Source organism: Microbacterium sp. K27, assembly GCF_004794435.1.
GTDB lineage: Bacteria > Actinomycetota > Actinomycetes > Actinomycetales > Microbacteriaceae > Microbacterium > Microbacterium maritypicum_A.
In genome coordinates this window covers 194,558-211,244 of the sequence record NZ_SSDK01000035.1, presented here as the reverse complement: position 1 = coordinate 211,244, position 16,687 = coordinate 194,558, and the positions used below count along the sequence as shown (strand labels likewise).

At 69.0% G+C, this 16,687-nt stretch carries 16 protein-coding genes; 7 read left to right on the top strand and 9 right to left on the bottom strand.

Going from position 1 to position 16,687, the window contains the following annotated elements; translation table 11 throughout:
- The 9 genes from DW307_RS07215 to DW307_RS07175 form a co-directional block, all read right to left on the bottom strand.
- The coding region (locus tag DW307_RS07215) for a coenzyme F420-0:L-glutamate ligase (protein ID WP_205810425.1) at positions 1-159 on the bottom strand (159 nt) is incomplete at its 3' end.
- Complete coding sequence (locus DW307_RS07210) at positions 156-1,148, bottom strand: TIGR03557 family F420-dependent LLM class oxidoreductase (protein ID WP_136024395.1); 993 nt, start codon at positions 1,146-1,148, stop codon at positions 156-158. The genes DW307_RS07215 and DW307_RS07210, both read right to left, overlap by 4 nt.
- A gap of 202 nt (positions 1,149-1,350) precedes the next feature.
- On the bottom strand, positions 1,351-1,752 hold the full coding sequence (locus tag DW307_RS07205; protein ID WP_021201472.1) for a hypothetical protein: 402 nt from the start codon (positions 1,750-1,752) through the stop codon (positions 1,351-1,353).
- Between the two features lie 151 nt (positions 1,753-1,903).
- The gene (locus tag DW307_RS07200; RefSeq protein ID WP_168440999.1) at positions 1,904-3,727 is read right to left on the bottom strand and encodes an ABC transporter permease; all 1,824 of its coding nucleotides are present in this window, start codon (positions 3,725-3,727) and stop codon (positions 1,904-1,906) included.
- Between the two features lie 47 nt (positions 3,728-3,774).
- Positions 3,775-4,935 (bottom strand): ABC transporter substrate-binding protein, encoded by a 1,161-nt coding sequence (locus DW307_RS07195; RefSeq protein WP_136024393.1) that lies wholly within the window; start codon positions 4,933-4,935, stop codon positions 3,775-3,777.
- A 57-nt stretch (positions 4,936-4,992) separates the two neighbouring features.
- Positions 4,993-6,117 carry an ABC transporter ATP-binding protein gene (locus DW307_RS07190; RefSeq protein ID WP_168440998.1) on the bottom strand — a complete coding sequence of 375 codons (1,125 nt, stop codon included), beginning with the start codon at positions 6,115-6,117 and terminating at the stop codon, positions 4,993-4,995.
- Between the two features lie 71 nt (positions 6,118-6,188).
- Positions 6,189-7,679 (bottom strand): DHA2 family efflux MFS transporter permease subunit, encoded by a 1,491-nt coding sequence (locus tag DW307_RS07185; RefSeq protein WP_136024392.1) that lies wholly within the window; start codon positions 7,677-7,679, stop codon positions 6,189-6,191.
- Between the two features lie 97 nt (positions 7,680-7,776).
- Positions 7,777-9,390: an LVIVD repeat-containing protein gene (locus tag DW307_RS07180; RefSeq protein WP_051671248.1), complete on the bottom strand. Its 1,614-nt coding sequence runs from the start codon at positions 9,388-9,390 to the stop codon at positions 7,777-7,779.
- Positions 9,391-9,514: 124 nt separating this feature from the next.
- The gene (locus DW307_RS07175; RefSeq protein WP_029260764.1) at positions 9,515-10,483 is read right to left on the bottom strand and encodes a LysR substrate-binding domain-containing protein; all 969 of its coding nucleotides are present in this window, start codon (positions 10,481-10,483) and stop codon (positions 9,515-9,517) included.
- Between the two features lie 83 nt (positions 10,484-10,566).
- Between DW307_RS07175 and DW307_RS07170 the strand changes: the two genes are divergently transcribed.
- From DW307_RS07170 to DW307_RS07140, 7 genes are read left to right on the top strand one after another with little or no spacing between them, the layout of a single operon-like run.
- Complete coding sequence (locus tag DW307_RS07170; protein WP_231479928.1) at positions 10,567-12,075, top strand: 2-hydroxymuconic semialdehyde dehydrogenase; 1,509 nt, start codon at positions 10,567-10,569, stop codon at positions 12,073-12,075.
- Positions 12,072-12,914: a 2-keto-4-pentenoate hydratase gene (locus tag DW307_RS07165; protein ID WP_205810421.1), complete on the top strand. Its 843-nt coding sequence runs from the start codon at positions 12,072-12,074 to the stop codon at positions 12,912-12,914. Before DW307_RS07170 ends, DW307_RS07165 begins: the two co-directional genes overlap by 4 nt.
- Positions 12,911-13,849 carry an acetaldehyde dehydrogenase (acetylating) gene (locus DW307_RS07160; protein ID WP_029260767.1) on the top strand — a complete coding sequence of 313 codons (939 nt, stop codon included), beginning with the start codon at positions 12,911-12,913 and terminating at the stop codon, positions 13,847-13,849. Before DW307_RS07165 ends, DW307_RS07160 begins: the two co-directional genes overlap by 4 nt.
- A complete protein-coding gene (gene dmpG / locus DW307_RS07155; protein ID WP_029268056.1) occupies positions 13,846-14,877 on the top strand; it encodes a 4-hydroxy-2-oxovalerate aldolase in 1,032 nt (343 codons plus the stop codon). Before DW307_RS07160 ends, dmpG begins: the two co-directional genes overlap by 4 nt.
- Positions 14,874-15,677 (top strand): 2-keto-4-pentenoate hydratase, encoded by an 804-nt coding sequence (locus tag DW307_RS07150; RefSeq protein ID WP_136024390.1) that lies wholly within the window; start codon positions 14,874-14,876, stop codon positions 15,675-15,677. The genes dmpG and DW307_RS07150 overlap by 4 nt, the downstream gene beginning before the upstream one ends.
- The gene (locus tag DW307_RS07145) at positions 15,674-16,153 is read left to right on the top strand and encodes a RidA family protein (RefSeq protein ID WP_136024389.1); all 480 of its coding nucleotides are present in this window, start codon (positions 15,674-15,676) and stop codon (positions 16,151-16,153) included. Before DW307_RS07150 ends, DW307_RS07145 begins: the two co-directional genes overlap by 4 nt.
- Positions 16,150-16,686, top strand: a complete 537-nt coding sequence (locus tag DW307_RS07140) for a 3-hydroxyanthranilate 3,4-dioxygenase (RefSeq protein WP_029268062.1) — start codon at positions 16,150-16,152, stop codon at positions 16,684-16,686. The genes DW307_RS07145 and DW307_RS07140 overlap by 4 nt, the downstream gene beginning before the upstream one ends.
- The last annotated feature ends 1 nt before the right edge of the window (position 16,687 follow it).

Here is a 16,687-nt window from a genome sequence, read left to right as displayed (position 1 = left end):
GCGGCCTTCGGCCTTGGAGACGATCTTCGAGGTGACGACGAGGATGTCGCCGTGGGCGAGTTCGACGCCGGTCGCGAGGATCAGGGCCGCGAGGTCATCACCGGGGTGCACTTCGCCGATGCCGGCGAGGGCGAAGACGGTGATCGCGGGGGCGCTCATGCGTGCACCTTCGGCAGCACGTCGCGGCCGAAGACCTCGACGAACTCCCGCTGGTCGGGCCCGACGTTGTGCAGGTAGATGCGCGTGAAGCCGAGGTCGACGTAGCGCTGGATCTGCGCGCGGTGCACCTCGGGGTCGGCGGAGATGAGCATCGAAGCCCGCATGTCGTCGGCCGTCACCCCGCGCACGAGCTGCTCGAAGTCGTACGGCGAGCGCACGTCGCCCCGACGCATCCGGAGTCCGGCGACCGGCCACTCGGTCAGTGCGTTCGCGAGGGCCTGCTCGTCGGTCGGCGCCCACGAGAGCCGCAGCTGGAGCACCCTCGGGAGGGCCTCGGGATCGTGACCGGCCTCCCGTGCCCCCTCGGCGAATCGGGCGAGCAGCGGCGCGAGGCGCTCGACTTCGGCCGAGGTCGTGATCAGGCCGTCGGCGTTCCGGCCGGCGCGGCGAGCGGTGGCCGGGCCCGCCGTGGCCACGTAGACCGGTGGCGCAGTGGGCGGCATCGTCCAGAGCCGGGTCGATTCCATGCGGAAGTGCTCGCCACGGTGGCGGGTGTCGCGACCGGCGATCGAGGCGGTGAAGAGCTTGCGGATCAGGTCGACCGCCTCGAACATGCGGTCGATGCGCTCGGCGGGTTCGGGCCAGTATTCGCCGACGATGTGCTCGTTCAGCGCCTCCCCCGATCCGACGCCGAGCCAGGCCCGGTCGGGGTAGAGGGTCGCCAGCGTCGCTGCGGCCTGCGCGACCACGGCGGGATGCGTGCGGAAGCCGGGGGTCGTGACGCCGGGGCCGAGGTCGCCGGTGGTGTGCGCGCCGATCGCGCCGAGCATGGTCCACACATGAGCGGCGTTGCGGTGGCGGGGAAGCCAGGGCTGGAAGTGATCGGTGGCCATGATCCCGCGGAACCCGTGCGCCTCGGCGAGGACGCAGTTCTCGATCACGGCGGTGGGCTCGATCTGCTCGAGCATCGCGGCGTACCCGATGTGCATGCGGCCTCCTCACCCTTTCTTCTCCTGCTGTTCCTATTGAATGGATACTGGATCCAAAAGTCAAGGGAGAGGTTCGGAGCGGTGTCGAATGCACGGGATCTCGCCGAGCGCACGGCGTGTTCACGCCAAGAAGCCGTGCACTCGACAGGAAGCCGTGCACTCGGCGGGAGCGAGAGGGTGGGAGCGAGAGAGCGGGGCGGGGCTATCCCTTGTGCGGCCGCTCGACGCGGGCGAGGCGGGTCGCGGAGAGCGCATATGCCCCGGCCACCGCAAGCGTCAGCAGCGCGCCCAGAACGACAGCGGCCGGGAACGGGGCGGTCCCCGCTCGGAAGAGACCGACAACGGCCTGAACCGCGAAGAGCACGGAGAGGACCGCGCTGGAGAGAGCCGTCGTCGTCATCCGCCACCACGGCCGCGGCGCCATGCTCTCTCCGGGACCACGGAACACCCGCGCGGTGAACACCACCAGCGCGATGACCGCCAGCAGCGACCAGACATATCCGGCGAACAGATCCATCACGGCGAGGACGACCCCGAGCATCGGGAGGATGAGCAGGGCTCCGACGACGATCCCGGCCTTGGCCGATGGCGCACGTACACGCATCGCTCCCTCTCCTCTCCCCCACACGACAAAGAGCACGTTACCCGTCGAACGCACGTTATCCGTCGAGAGCACGGGATCTCGTCGAGCGCACGGCTTCTTCACGCCAGGAAGCCGTGCACTCGACAGGAAGCCATGCACTCGGCGGACGGGGTCAGCGCTTGTGACGCTGCACGGCCAGGGTCACCGTCGCGGAATCGGCGGGAGCGGGAACAGGAGAGGCGGCGGCGAGGTCGGGGAGACCCGCGGAGACCGCCTTGCGTGTGCGACCGATCGCTCGGCGAGAGAGCGCCCACTGCAGGCCGTAGCCGATCGCGAACACCATCAGCGTGAAGATCAGCGCCATCGCGGCCCCCTGGTCCGGCGCATACAGCTGTGCGGACCGCGGGTTGATCATCGCGTAGATGTACATCGACAGCGGCCGCGACGACGGGGTCGCCAGGAACGCCGGGAGCGTGAACTCATTGGTGCCGAGGATGAACATCTGGATCCACACGGCCATCACGGTCGGCATCAGCAGCGGCGCGATGATGCGGCGGAATCCCTCGAACCGACTCGCTCCGCTGGTGAGCGCCGCCTCCTCCAGCTCGGGTCGGATCTGCAGCGTCGCGCTGTACGACGAGCGGTAGGCGATCGACACCCGGTAGGAGTACGCGATCACGAGCGCGAGCAGCGTGCCCGCGATCGGGATGTACGGGTTGATCACCATGAAGGTGAGGAACATCGCGAAGCCGGCGATGGTCGCGGGGATCGCGACCGATGAGGAGGCGAACAGGTCCATGGCCTTCACCCACCCGGTCTTCTTGCTGCGGGCGATGCCGTAGGCGAGCACCGTTGCGAAGACCACCGCGATCGTGGCGCTGCCGCCCGCGATGATGACCGTGCGTCCGAGCGACACCCAGAACTCGGGGTCGGCGAGCACCGTGCCGAAGGCGCCGAAGTCGGTGCTGCCGAGCATCGCGTCGATCGAGAACGCCACCGGATAGGGCGTGATCGCCGCCCACAGCAGAGCGAGCAGAGGGAGGATGCCGGTGAGCAGGATGAACACGGCGACCAGCAGCATGACCGGGATCTTCCACGGCCCCATCCGCATGGTCGACGGCCGGAAGCCCTTGCCCGACACCGAGGCTCTGCGCTCGGCGTTGCGTGTCGCCCGCAGGTAGATCGCGAACGCGACGGTCGTGATCACGAGGAACACCAGCCCCCATGCGGCGGCCAGGCCGTACTGCGGCAGTTCGCCCGCGTTGGAGCTGATGAGCGTCCAGAGCTTGAGGGCGAAGATGTCGCGTCCCGACTCCTGGCCGAACAGCAGCGGCACCTCGAGACTGCCGAGGCCGAGGATGAAGGTCAGCACCGTCACCCCGAGGAGCCCCGGCCACAGCATCGGCAGCGTCACTCGACGAAGCGTCTGCGGCCAGGAGGCCCCCGAGACCCGCGCCGACTCCTCCAGCGAGCCGTCCATGTTCGTCAGGATCGGCACGATCATCAGGTACGGGAACGTGACGTTCGTGAGCGCCTGGATGAAGATCATCGTCGGGAACGCATAGGGATCGATCGGCACGTCGCTCGCGAACGGCAGCAGCCGCAGCAGCTGGTTGAGCACCCCCGACTCGGGCGACAGCATCAGCAGGTAGGCCTGGGCCTTCACGATCGGCGGGATGATGTACGGCACGATCACCAGCACCGAGATCAGACGGCGCCACGGGGCATCCGTGCGCACCGTGACCCAGGCGAGGCCGAAAGCCATCAGGAGCGTGAGCAGCGTGGAGCCGCCGACGAAGGCGCCGGTCGCGCCGAGCACGCCCCAGAAGTCTTCGCGCAGCTGCCACAGGGTGACGAAGTTCTCGACACCCCACTGGGCCGACGAGACGCCGAAGGGCAGGAACGGACCACGGAATGCGGTGATCACCTGGACGATCAGCGGTACCGCGAGAAGGATGAAGATGACCGCGCCCGAGACGATCATCGCGATCGTCATCGTGGTGGGACGCTTTCGCCCCGTGGTCCGTCCTGCCTTGAACATCGTTATCCGTTCAGCGCCTTGTCGGCGGCGTTGATCATGGCCTGCCAGTCGTCACGAGTGGCCTGCGTCTCGGTCTCGGCGCCGTTCTCGAGGCCGAGCAGCAGCGCGTCGGAGTTCGTCTTCATGAGTCCGGTGGCCTCGGCGAAGGTCGCGGCGGGCAGACCGGCGAACGGCACCTGTGTGCTGGCGAAGCGCTCGTCCGTCATGCGGAGGCTGATCCAGTCGGGGTCGAATGCGTTCCACAGGGTCCACAGCGCGGCCCCCGGCTTGTTCTTGGCGTCGGAGTTGACGCCGGAGAACTGCGCCCAGACTCCCGCGTGCTCGAACGGTGAGACCTGCAGCGCCGGGTTCGGGTTGAACAGCGTCTGGTTGAGCGCGATCGGCACGTCACCACTCGACAGCGGAGCACCCTGGTCTTCCAGCAGCTTCAGGTTGCCCGATGACAGGAGCTCGTCGATCAGCGAGACCATCTTGTCCTCGCCCTCGGCCATGCCGTATCCGGCGAAGACCACCGCGTTGTAGCCGGCGACCGACACCTTGTCCTTGTATTCAGGGGCGAGCAGCCCGTCGAGCGTCTCGGGCACCGCGGTCACCTTGTCGGTGTTGTACTGGATGAGCGTGCCGTTGATGCTGTCGGGCATGAGCTCGGGGGCGCCGATGGTCAGGAACTCCTTCGGAACGCCGAAGCTCTCCCAGTCGACCTTCTCCCAGAAGCCCTCGTCGTACATCGCGGCCATCGAGGTGATCGAGCCGGACACCACATCGGTGTTGCGCGAACCGGTCGCCTTCGCCGAGATGATCGCCGACGACAGGTTGTACGTCAGCCCCCTGGTCTCGACCTTGATGTCGGGGAAACGCTTGTTGAACTGCTCGATCACGTCAGGCGACAGCTCGTACCAGTCCCAGATGACCAGAGTGCCGCCGTCAGCCTTCTTCGCCTCTTCGTAGAGGGCGTCGAGCTGCTTGTCGATCTCGGGCCAGTACTCGTCGTAGAAGTTCTCGCAGCGGGTGATCGCTCCGACTTCCACGGCGTCGCAGGTGGCCGACGCGGCGTCGCCCTCGAGCGCGCTGTCACCGCCGCCGGCATCGGTCGACGTGTTGCATCCGGTCAAGGCGAGCGCGAAGACCGCCGTGATGGCGACAGCTCCCAGTGTTCTCTTCATGATCTGAATGTCCTCTCTGACATCAGGTGTGTGATTGCGGGTGTGGTGCGGGGTGGATCAGGCGCCCAGCACGCGGCAGGCGTGCGAGACCAGTTCGAGGAAGACCCTGCCGCCCTCGGGGGGTGTCGCGAGTGGCGCTCCGCGTCCGACGATCGTGGCGACGGGCTCGCCATCGGTGAGCACCTCGGCCTCGTACTCGACGATCTCGCCGAGGAACTCCACCCGCACGATGCGCACGGGAAGGACGTTCGGGCGATCGATGTCGGTCTCATGCCAGCGCACGGTCTCGGGCCGGAATGTCAGGGTGACCTCGTCGCCGATCGAGACCCCGTCGGGCACCGGCGTCTGCAGCCGGGTGCCGAGCGCCTCGACCACCGCGTCGCCGGCGCCGTCACGATCGATCACCACGGCGGGGATCATGTTCGCGCGACCGACGAAGTTCGCCACGAATCGGTCGGCCGGCTGGTCGTAGAGCTCGCGGGGTGACGCCTCCTGCACGATGCGTCCGCCGTTCATCACGGCCACCCGATCCGACATCGACAGCGCCTCGGATTGATCGTGCGTGACGTAGAGGGCGCTGATGCCGAGGGTGCGCTGCAGGCTCCGCAGCTCGTTGCGCATGGTGTCGCGCAGCTTGGCGTCGAGGTTCGACAGCGGCTCGTCGAGCAGCAGCAGACGCGGTCGGTGGGCCAACGCACGAGCGAGGGCCAGGCGCTGCTGCTGACCGCCTGAGAGCGCGGTGGCCGGGCGCTGCGCGAGATGATCGAGCTGCACGAGCTCCAGCGCCTCCATCGCCCGCTTGCGCGCCTCCTGCTTCGGAAGCTTCGAACCCGCGACCTGCAGCGGGAAGATCGCGTTGGCGAACACCGTCATGTGCGGCCAGATCGCGTAGTTCTGGAACACCATGCCGATGTCGCGCTTGTCGGGCGACACGTGCGCGGTGCCGGTCGACAGCACGTTGCCGTCGAGCGAGATGACGCCGCCGTTGCTCCGCTCGAGGCCGGCGACACAGCGCAGGGTGGTGGTCTTGCCGCATCCCGACGGGCCGAGGAGCGAGTAGAACGTCCCGGGCTCGATCGTGAACGTGACGTCCTTGACCACGGGGACGGCGGCGCCGTCGAGCTCATAGTCCTTCTTCAGGGCGTCGACGACCAGTCGACCGCCTCCGGCGCTGACCGTCATCGGAGTCCTCTCGTCCTTCGTGCTCGTGGTCGGATTCGTTCTGGATGTTGGATCCACTGCGATCGCCGCCATCATCGTCCCTCTCTCACGACAGAACCCGCCGTCTGCGGGGTGGCCGGGGCTCCCCAGGCTCGCGGCTTCTCGAAGAACACCACGACGACCGCGCACACCGCGAAGGCGATGGCCGAGAGCAGCAGCGACTGCGACATGGCCGCGGCCAGTCCGCTCCCGTCCTTCGCCGACAGCTCGCTCCCCGGGTGGATCGCCCCTGGCACGAAACCGGTGATGTGCGCGGCGAGCGTCACGTTCATCAGCACCGCCAGCAGCGCCGATCCGATCACGGACCCCATCTGCCTGGTGGTGGAGTAGACGCCGGATCCCGCTCCTGCTTGCGTGTGCGGGAGATTGCGGGTGGCCGTCGACGCGAGCGGACCGAACATCCCCGATACGCCGACACCCAGCAGCGCCGAGGGCAGAAGCAGGAGCCAGAACGGGGCGTCGATCGTCATCGTCGCCGCATACCAGGCCATGGCCACCGCCGAGATGACGAAGGCGGCGAAGGTGACCCACCGCGGACCGATCCGGTCGCTCAGCTTTCCGACGAACGGCCCGAGCACACCCGAGACGACCGCCATCGGTGCGAGCATGAGCGCTGCGAGCGTCGGGTCGAGCCCGCGGGCGACCTGGAAGTAGAAGGCGAGGGGGACGGGCATGGCCGTGATGCCGACACCGACGAGGAAGATCGTGGCGTTCGCGACCGAGAAGTTGCGGTCACGGAAGAGGCTGAGGGGCATCAGGGGCTCTGCGCGATTGACGCGCTGCCACACGACGAAGAGCACCAGGAGCACGACGCCTGTGACGATGACGCCCCACACGGTGACCGGACCGAACATCACTCCCCAGTCGTAGACCTCGCCCTCCTGGATGCCGAACACCAGCAGGAACAGACCGAGCCCGGACAGCACGACGCCGACCACATCGAAGCGGTGCGGGTGTCCTTCGAGATCGGGCACCAGGCGCCAGGCGACGACGAAGGCGACGATCCCGACAGGCACGTTGACGAAGAAGATCCACTCCCAGCCGACGGTGTCGGTGAGCACGCCGCCGAGGATCGGGCCGACGAGCGTCGCGAGCCCTCCGACAGCGCCCCACGCCCCCATCGCCTGACCCCGACCGCGCGGCGGGAACACCCGCGCGATGATCGCCATGGTCTGCGGCGTCATCAGCGCGGCACCGAAGCCCTGCACGGCGCGAGCCGCGATGAGCATCTCGATGCTGCCCGCCAGACCGCACGCGAGCGAGGCGAGGGTGAACAGCACGAGCCCCACGAGATAGACCCGTTTGGGACCGAAGCGATCCCCCAGGCGACCGGTCACCAGCAGGGGGACGGCGTAGGCGAGCAGGTAGGCGCTGGTGACCCAGATGACCGTGGTCAGGTCGGCGTCGAACGCCGCGAGGATGACCGGGTTGGCGATCGCCACGATCGTCGTGTCGACGAGGATCATGAAGAAGCCGATGCACAGCGCCCACAGGGCCGGCCACGGCCTAACTGTCTGAGTCATGGATCACTTTCGGGAGGGATCGTCAGGGGTCGGGAGCCGGTGTCCGTCCACTCAGCCCCTTATGTGGAGGACGGACACCGGAGTTTCCGGGAAGTGTTCAGCCTTCGGTGGCGGGGAGACCGACCACGGGTTCACCCAGCAGCGGGGTCGACACCGCGTAGATGCCGTGGTTGGCGAAGAGCCAGATCACGTTGCGATCCCACTCCACGAAGATGCCGTGCACGGGTGCGGCGAGGTCATCGTCGTCCTTGAGTCCGATCGGGGGGACGAAGTACGCGCCGACCTCGGGGTTCTCCGGGTCGCGCACGTCGAAGATCTGCAGACCCGCGGCGTAGAACGCGTAGGGGATGACGCCGCCGTGCGGCGTGCCCGTGTTGGTGAAGTAGCCCGAGCGCTTGGGTCCGAACGACCCGCGGCGCTGCGCCCAGTCGGTGAACGCGGCGTCTGCCGGCGGCGTCGGGCGGGGCAGCGTGCGCACGACCCGCGGGTTCGTCGGGTCGCTCACGTCGATCTGATAGATCTCCTTGGCCGGCTCGTAGCAGTCGGTGTTCATCGGGTAGCCCGAGACGTAGACGTAGCCCGTCTCCTCCACCTGGGTGGTGTCGACGTTGTCGCCCTCGGTGCCGGCGACGCTGACCGGCAGGTGGCACCAGCCGACGTGGTGGATGTTCGCGGGATCGGACACGTCGAGCACGAAGAAGCCCTGACCACCCTGGGCGGCGTAGCCGTACTTCCATCCGGACTCGACCGAGCGCGGCAGGAAGATGCCCATGCGCGAGCCGAACCACGAGGTCTTGTTGTTCCAGCGCTCGTTGTCCGCGAGGTACTCGGAATCCGCCTCCTCCCCGGCACGGGAGCCGGGCACCCACCAGTTCGAGAGCAGTTCGGGCTTCGCCGGGTCCGACACGTCGTAGGCCGCGTGTCCGGCGGTCCACAGCGTGGTCTTGTACGGCTGGTTGGTGAAGGTGTTGTCGGGCGCGGTCGCCACGAACAGGTACTTGTCGCCGTAGTAGACCGGAAGGTCGAGCACGCCGTTGCCCTCCTGTATCTCGTCCGGCCCGTGGTTCGGATCGGTCGAGACCTCGGTGAGGAGGGTCCAGTCGCGGGGGCTCGGGCCGTTCATCTCCCACGTGCGGAAGCCGCGCAGGCCCTCCCACTCCTTCAGCTGGCCCTCGACGGTGTCGTCGATCCACTTGTTGGCGACGCGCCCCTTGAGGAAGTACCGCGGAGTCTCGCTCGCCTGGATCGCGATGTGCTTTCCGAGCTTCTGGTTCCACTGCACCGTGGTGGCGCCGAACTGCGGGCGGGGGTCGTCCCAGCCCCACTGCTCCTCGTCGACGATCGTCAGGTCGCGAGGGTCGGTGATGTCGTAGAGCTTCCAGTGGTTGCCGCCGCCGTAGTGGAGCATGAGGCGACGGCCGTCCCAGTCGTAGATGCACTGCCACGAGTGACTGGTGTTCACCACGATCGGGTAGAACGCCTCGGCCTTGGCGTTGAGCGCATACGTCTCGGGGTCGCGGTAGTCGAGCTGGCCCGGCCAGTCGATGAAGACGTCGCGCGGGACGGACGGCGTGTGCGCCGGCGGCAGGAAGGTACCGTCGGGCTGCATGCCCCAGCTGGAGGGATCGGGATCGGCCGGTTCACCCTCGACGCGCTGGAAATCCTCCGGGCGGTACTTCTTCGCATCGGGCACGTAGGGAGAGCCGGCCATGTCGCCTCCATTGGCTGAATCGGGTGAGATCGTCACGACGTGGTGTCGTTCTCATCAGGTTCGTCCTGGTGAAGCGATGCTGTCCAATATCCATACGGGTCAGAGCTATGACCGTTCGGGCATATCAGCCGGCGAAGCGCGGCTCCGTCTCCGCGTAGTCCCGCTCGAGCTCCGCCAAGCGGGCGCCCTCTTCGCGCAGATGGGCCAGCAGCGCGGATGCCGCCGGCGACGGCGCCCGATCCTTCGGCACCGTCACGCCGACCGAGCGGCGGATGGAGCTCAAAGGCGTGGGCAGGATCCGCAGCTCACGGTCGTCGACGGCGATGAACATCGGCAGCGCCGCGATCACGTCGGTCGAGATCAGCAGGGTGCGCAGTGTCAGCATGGAGGTGCACTCGACGCGGTCGGGCGGCAACGGCAGCCCCTCGTGGAAGAAGACCGCTTCGAGCTCGGCCCGGAGCGCCGTCTGGGCCACGGGGAAGATCCAGGGATACGCGATCAGCTCGGCGAGGGAGTTCGCCTTGACACCGCCGAGCACCGGATGCCCGGCCCGCGCGACCAGACGGATCGGCTCCAGGTGCAGTCGCTCCTGCTCGAGCCGCACCGGCACCGTCGGCGAGAGCCGCCCGACGGTCAGGTCGAGGTCGCCCGCGAGCAGCAGCTGCTGCAGGGTGTCGGGGGTGCCCTCGCGCACCACCACGGTCAGCCGTGGATGCTCGGCCTTCAGCGCCGCGATGGCCCGCGGCAGCAGCAGGTTGGAACCTGCGAGGTGCGTGCCGACGGTCACCGTGCCGAGCTGCCCCGACTGCAGCAGCCGCACCTCCTCCCCCGCGGCGCGCAGCTCGGCGAGCACCGAGCGGGCGCGCTCGATGAACGAGTGCCCGTATTGCGTCGGGCGCACGCCGCGCGGCAGCCGTTCGAACAGCGGCACACCCAGCACCTCTTCGACCTCGCGGAGGCCGCGGGTGACGACCGGCTGGGTGATGTGCAGCGACTCGGCGGCGCGCACCAGGGTGCCTTCGTCGGCGATGGCGGTGACGAGGACGAGGTGGCGGATCTTGACCCGCCCGTCGAGCAGTCGATCGGTGACCATGATCCGGACTATAGCCGTACGGGCATGGCAGTGCATCAAGAGAGTATTTGTCGGCATCCCTCGAACGTTCCTAGCCTGAGCCCATGCCTTCCGAGACGATGACGCCTCCCCTCCGTGCCTCCGAGCAGGAGCGAGCGCCCCGCGCGATCCACAACATGATCGCCGGCGAGCGCGTGGAGGGCATCGCCACCTTCGCGAAGGTCAGCCCGGTCGACGGCTCGGTCATCGCCGAGGTGCACGAAGCCGGCACCGAGCAGGTCGACCGCGCCGTGGCCGCCGCGCGCGCCGCGTTCGACGGGCCCTGGGGACGGATGACGGTCGCGGAGCGCGCCCGTCTGCTGCGCGGTGTGGCCGACGCGATCGACCGCCGCGCCGATGAGCTCGTCGCGGCCGAGGTCGGCGACACCGGCAAGCCCGAGGCACTCGCCCGCGACCTCGACGTGGCCCGTGCCGCCGCGAACTTCCGCTCCTTCGCCGACACGGTCTCGACGGCAGGCCTCGACTCGTTCCTCACCGAGTTGCCCGACGGCCGGCGCGCCCTGAACTACGCCGTGCGCAAGCCGCTCGGGGTCGTCGCCGTGATCGTGCCGTGGAACCTGCCGCTGCTGCTGCTCACGTGGAAGCTCGCTCCGGCCCTCGCCACCGGCAACACCGTCGTGATCAAGCCCTCGGAGGAGACGCCGTCGTCGGCGACGCTGCTGGCCGAGATCCTCGCCGAGGCGGGGGTGCCCGCCGGGGTCGTGAACGTCGTGCACGGTTTCGGCGCCGATTCCGCGGGCGAGGCCCTCACCACGCATCCGGGCATCGACGGGGTCACGTTCACCGGCGAATCGTCCACCGGATCCGCGATCATGCGGGCGGTCGCGCCGCGGGTGCGCCCGGTCTCGTTCGAGCTCGGCGGCAAGAACGCCGCGCTCGTGTTCGCCGACGCCGACCTCGATGCCGCCGTCGCCGGGCTCGCCCGCTCCACGTACCTCAACACCGGCCAGGTGTGCCTGTGCACCGAGCGCATCTACGTGCAGCGCGCGGTCTTCGATGAGGTGGCCGCCGGCCTCGCCGAGCACGCCGCCCGTCTGCGTCTGGGCCGCCCGGAGGACCCGGCCACGACCACCGGTCCTCTCATCTCGCAGGCCCACCGTGAGAAGGTGCGCTCGTACTTCGACCTCGCCGTCGCGGAGGGGGCGACGGTGCTCGCGGGCGGTGGCATCCCCACCCTCGGCGACGGACTCGACGGCGGATCGTGGATCGAGCCCACCCTGTGGACGGGCCTCGACAACAGCCACCGCACCGTGCGCGAAGAGGTGTTCGGTCCCGTCGCCGCCCTCATCCCCTTCGACACCGAAGAGGAGGCGATCCGATTGGCGAACGACACCGACTACGGCCTCGCCGCGGTCACCTGGACCACCGACCTGACCCGCGGACACCGTGTGGCGCAGCAGATGCGCACGGGCATGTCGTGGGTGAACACCTGGTATCTGCGCGACCTGCGCAGCCCCTTCGGCGGCGTCGGACTCTCGGGCATCGGCCGCGAGGGCGGGCACCACTCGCTCGAGTTCTACACCGAGCCGACGAACGTGTGCGTGCAGCTGTGACCGGCCTCCCCGAGTCCGACGGTGTGCGTGCGGCCGACGAACGGCTGCGACGCGCGGCCGAATCGGGGCACCCGTGCGCCCCGGTGCGCGACCTGCTCGGCGAGACGGATCAGGATGCCGCGTACGCCGTGCAGTCTCTCGGCATCGCCCGCCGCCTCGACGAGGGTCGACGGGTCGTCGGCCGCAAGATCGGCCTCACCTCCCCCGCCGTGCAGACGCAGCTCGGCGTCGACAGCCCCGACTACGGCGTGCTGCTCGACGACATGATGTTCGCCGACCGTGAGCCGATCGACCTCGCCCGCTTCCTGCAGCCGCGGGCCGAAGCCGAGGTCGCCTTCGTGCTCGGCAGCGACCTCGACTCCCCCACCACCCATGTCGCCGACGTGATCCGTGCCACGGAGTTCGTGCTGCCCGCGATCGAGGTCGTCGACTCCCGCGTGGCCGGGTGGGACATCCGCATCACCGACACGATCGCCGACAACGCCTCCAGCGGGGCGGTCGTGCTCGGCACCACGCCTCGGCGCCTGGACGGGTTCGACCTGACCGCGCTCGGCATGACGCTCGACCGTGAGGGCCGTCCGGTCTCGACCGGGTCGGGTGCCGCATGCCTCGGCAGCCCCGTGATCGCGGTCGCCTGGCTGGCTCGCGAGGTCGCCCGCCGCGGGCAGCCGCTGCGCGCCGGCGAGGTGATCCTCTCCGGAGCCCTCGGCCCCATGGTCGACGCGACCGCCGGGGTGTACCGCGCCCGACTCGACGATCTCGGCGAGGTGCGTGCCGACTTCTTCGGCGCCGCATCCGGAACAGCATCGCGCACGTCATCGGAAGGGGCAGCGGCATGACCGTCGGCATCGCCATCATCGGATCGGGCAACATCGGCACCGACCTGCTCATCAAGGTGAAGCGGCTCTCGACCACGCTGCATGTGGTCGCGATGGCCGGCATCGACGAGCACTCCGACGGCCTCGCCCGTGCGCGCCGGCTCGGAGTCGCCACCACCCACGAGGGCGTGGACGGCCTGATCGCGATGCCCGAGTTCGCCGACGTCGAGCTCGTGTTCGACGCGACATCGGCCGGCGCCCACGCCCGCAACGACGCCCTCGTGCGCAACGCCGGACGGGTCATGGTCGATCTGACCCCCGCCGCGATCGGGCCGTACGTCGTGCCGGTCGTGAACCTCGACGCGCACCTCGGTGCGACCAACGTCAACATGGTCACGTGCGGCGGCCAGGCCACGGTGCCGATGGTGGCCGCCGTGTCGCGCGTCGCCCCGGTGGCCTACGCCGAGATCGTCGCCTCGATCGCCTCGAAGTCGGCCGGTCCCGGCACCAGAGCGAACATCGACGAGTTCACCGAGACCACGGCCCGTGCGCTGGAGGTGATCGGCGGCGCCGATCACGGCAAGGCCATCATCGTGCTCAACCCCGCCGACCCGCCGCTCATCATGAGGGACACGGTGTTCTGCCTGGTCGAGGGCGACCCTGAAGCCTTGGATCGGGATGCCGTCAGCGCCTCGGTCGCCGACATGGTCGCCGCGGTGCAGGCCTACGTCGGGGGCTACCGGCTCAAGCAGCAGGTGCAGTTCGACGCCGTCGACGAGGCCTACGTGCCCGCACTCGACCGACCGTTCCGGGGCACGCGCGTGACCGTGCTGCTGGAAGTCGCCGGCGCCGGCCACTATCTTCCGGAGTACGCGGGCAATCTCGACATCATGACCTCGGCCGCCCTGCGCACGGCCGAACGACTCGTCGCCGAACGGACAGGGGTTCCCGCATGACCACCACTCCCCGCGTCTACGTGCAGGACGTCACCCTCCGCGACGGCATGCACGCGATCGGCCACGGCTACACGACCGACCAGGTGCGCGATATCGCCCGTGCTCTCGAGGCGGCGGGCGTTGATGCCATCGAGGTCGCGCACGGCGACGGCCTCGGCGGTTCGAGTGTGGCCTACGGGCAGGGAGCGCACACCGACTGGCAGTGGATCGAGGCGGCGGCCGAGGTGCTCGACCGTGCGGTCCTGACCACCCTGATCCTTCCCGGCATCGGCACGATCGACGACCTCGCCCGGGCCCGGGACCTCGGCGTCGCGAGCGTGCGGGTCGCGACGCACTGCACCGAGGCCGACGTCGCCATCCAGCACATCACCTGGGCGCGCGAGCACGACATGGACGTCTCGGGCTTCCTGATGATGAGCCACCTCAACGACCCGCGCGGTCTCGCGGAGCAGGCACAGATCATGGAAGCGGCCGGCGCGCACTGCGTGTACGTCACCGACTCGGGCGGGCGCCTCACGATGCGCGACGTCGCCGACCGCGTCGACGCCTACCGCGAGGTGCTCGACCCCGGCACGCAGATCGGCATCCACGCACACGAGAACCTCTCGCTGAGCGTGGCCAACAGCGTCACGGCCGTCGAACACGGTGTGTACCGGGTCGACGCCTCGCTCGCAGGGCAGGGTGCCGGAGCGGGCAACTGTCCGATCGAGGCGTTCATCGCGGTTGCCGACCTGCTCGGCTGGGAGCACGACTGCGATCTGTTCGCACTGCAGGATGCGGCGGAGGAACTGGTGCGTCCGCTGCAGCGCCGCCCCGTCCGCGTCGACCGCGAGACCCTTACTCTCGGCTACGCGGGTGTGTACTCGAGCTTCCTGCTGCACGCCGAGCGCGCGGCCGAGAAGCATGGCCTCGACGCCCGCGACATCCTCGTGGAGCTGGGGCGCCGTCGCATGGTGGGCGGCCAGGAGGACATGATCGTCGACGTCGCGCTCGACCTGGTCGCCGACCGTTCGGGGGTGACCGCATGACCGCGGACGCGGTGTTCGCCGCCGCGCTCGACACCGCGCAGCGCACCGCGACCGCGATCAGCCAGCTCTCCGCATCCGCAGAGGTCGATCTCGACACCGCCTACGCCACGCAGCATGCGCTGATCGCCCGTCGGCTCGCCCGCGGCGAGCGCCTCACCGGCCTCAAGCTCGGGTTCACGAGCCAGGCCAAGGCGCAGCAGATGGGCGTGCATGACGTCATCATCGGCAGTCTCACCGATGCGATGCGCCTCGACGACGGCGCGCTGTTCGACCGGCGGTCCGCCATCCACCCGCGCATCGAACCCGAGGTCGCGTACCTGCTCGCCGCGGACATCGACGGCTCCGAGGTCGCCCGTCCGTTGAGCGAGGTCGTCGCGGCCGTCGCTCCCGCACTGGAGATCATCGACTCCCGGTACCGCGACTTCCGGTTCCGCCTCGCGGACGTCGTGGCCGACAACACGTCGGCCGCCGCGTACGTGATCGGCCCCTGGACCCCGTTCGTCCAGGCCGGTGCGCTCGACAACAGGGCCGTGCGGCTCGAGGTCGACGGCAGGGTCGCTGCCACAGGCTCCACCTCCGCGATCCTCGGCGACCCCGGCCATGCCATCGCCGCAGCCGCACGCCTCGCCTCCCGCCACGGCTTCACCCTCCGCGCCGGCATGGTCCTCCTCGCCGGCGCCGCGACCGCCGCCGTCCCGCTGCCCGACCAGGGCACGGTCGAGGCGACGATCACCGGCCTCGGACGCGTCTCCATCCACACCCACGACGGATCCGACAGCCTCGAGAAGGGATCACGATGACAACATCACGCGGCATCCTCGTCGAGGGCAAGGCGACGCCCCGAGGTCGCTTCCCGCATGCCAAGGTCTCCGGCGACCTGGTCTTCGTCTCGGGCACGTCCAGCCGACGCCCCGACAACTCCATCGCCGGAGCGGAGGTCGACGAGTTCGGCGCGACCCGGCTCGATGTCGCGGTGCAGACCCGCGCGGTCATCGAGAACATCCGCGAGGTGCTGGCCGCCGCCGGCTGCGCACTCGACGACCTGGTGCAGGCGACGAGCTTCCTGGTCGACATGAACGACTTCGCTCCCTACAACGCGGTCTGGGCCGAGTACTTCGACGAGCAGGGACCCGCCCGCACGACGGTCGCCGTGCACGCCCTGCCGCATCCGCATCTGCGCATCGAGATCCAGGCGGTCGCCCGCCGCCCCGACACAACGATCGAACACAACACCGCTGACCACGCCACCGCTGCCACTCTCGAGGAGGAGAAATGAGCACCACCACACCCGTCATCCCACCCGTGATCGATTTCCCCGCATGGATCAAGGAGAACGAGCATCTCCTGAAGCCGCCGGTCAACAACAAGGCCGCCTGGACCCCCATGGGCGACTTCATCGTGCAGGTCGTCGGCGGCCCGAACCAGCGCACCGACTTCCACTTCGACCCGTACGAGGAGTGGTTCTACCAGTACCGCGGCAACATGCACGTGAACATCCAGACCCCCGACGGCCTGCAGCGCATCGACATCCGCGAGGGCGAGATGTGGCTGCTCCCCGGTAACGTCTTCCACTCCCCGCAGCGCCCCGAAGAGGGCTCCATCGGCATCGTGATCGAGCGCATCCGCGAAGAGGGCACGCTCGAGAAGTTCGCCTGGTTCTGCCCGAACTGCAACGCCAAGGTGCACGAGGTCGAGCTGCAGGTGCGCGACATCGTCGAGGACCTGCCGCCGGTGTTCCGCGACTTCTACGAGAGCGAAGAGGGGCGCACCTGCCCCGAGTGCGGCGCCGTCCACCCCGGCAAGGGCTGAA

Bases quoted from the DNA above. Each gene is read 5' to 3' on its own strand.
- DW307_RS07210 (WP_136024395.1), bottom strand. From the start codon at position 1,148: ATGCACATCGGGTACGCCGCGATGCTCGAGCAGATCGAGCCCACCGCC.
- DW307_RS07205 (WP_021201472.1), bottom strand. From the start codon at position 1,752: ATGCGTGTACGTGCGCCATCGGCCAAGGCCGGGATCGTCGTCGGAGCC.
- DW307_RS07200 (WP_168440999.1), bottom strand. From the start codon at position 3,727: ATGACGATCGCGATGATCGTCTCGGGCGCGGTCATCTTCATCCTTCTC.
- DW307_RS07195 (WP_136024393.1), bottom strand. From the start codon at position 4,935: ATGAAGAGAACACTGGGAGCTGTCGCCATCACGGCGGTCTTCGCGCTC.
- DW307_RS07190 (WP_168440998.1), bottom strand. From the start codon at position 6,117: ATGACGGTCAGCGCCGGAGGCGGTCGACTGGTCGTCGACGCCCTGAAG.
- DW307_RS07185 (WP_136024392.1), bottom strand. From the start codon at position 7,679: ATGACTCAGACAGTTAGGCCGTGGCCGGCCCTGTGGGCGCTGTGCATC.
- DW307_RS07180 (WP_051671248.1), bottom strand. From the start codon at position 9,390: ATGGCCGGCTCTCCCTACGTGCCCGATGCGAAGAAGTACCGCCCGGAG.
- DW307_RS07175 (WP_029260764.1), bottom strand. From the start codon at position 10,483: ATGGTCACCGATCGACTGCTCGACGGGCGGGTCAAGATCCGCCACCTC.
- DW307_RS07170 (WP_231479928.1), top strand. From the start codon at position 10,567: ATGCCTTCCGAGACGATGACGCCTCCCCTCCGTGCCTCCGAGCAGGAG.
- DW307_RS07160 (WP_029260767.1), top strand. From the start codon at position 12,911: ATGACCGTCGGCATCGCCATCATCGGATCGGGCAACATCGGCACCGAC.
- dmpG (WP_029268056.1), top strand. From the start codon at position 13,846: ATGACCACCACTCCCCGCGTCTACGTGCAGGACGTCACCCTCCGCGAC.
- DW307_RS07150 (WP_136024390.1), top strand. From the start codon at position 14,874: ATGACCGCGGACGCGGTGTTCGCCGCCGCGCTCGACACCGCGCAGCGC.
- DW307_RS07145 (WP_136024389.1), top strand. From the start codon at position 15,674: ATGACAACATCACGCGGCATCCTCGTCGAGGGCAAGGCGACGCCCCGA.
- DW307_RS07140 (WP_029268062.1), top strand. From the start codon at position 16,150: ATGAGCACCACCACACCCGTCATCCCACCCGTGATCGATTTCCCCGCA.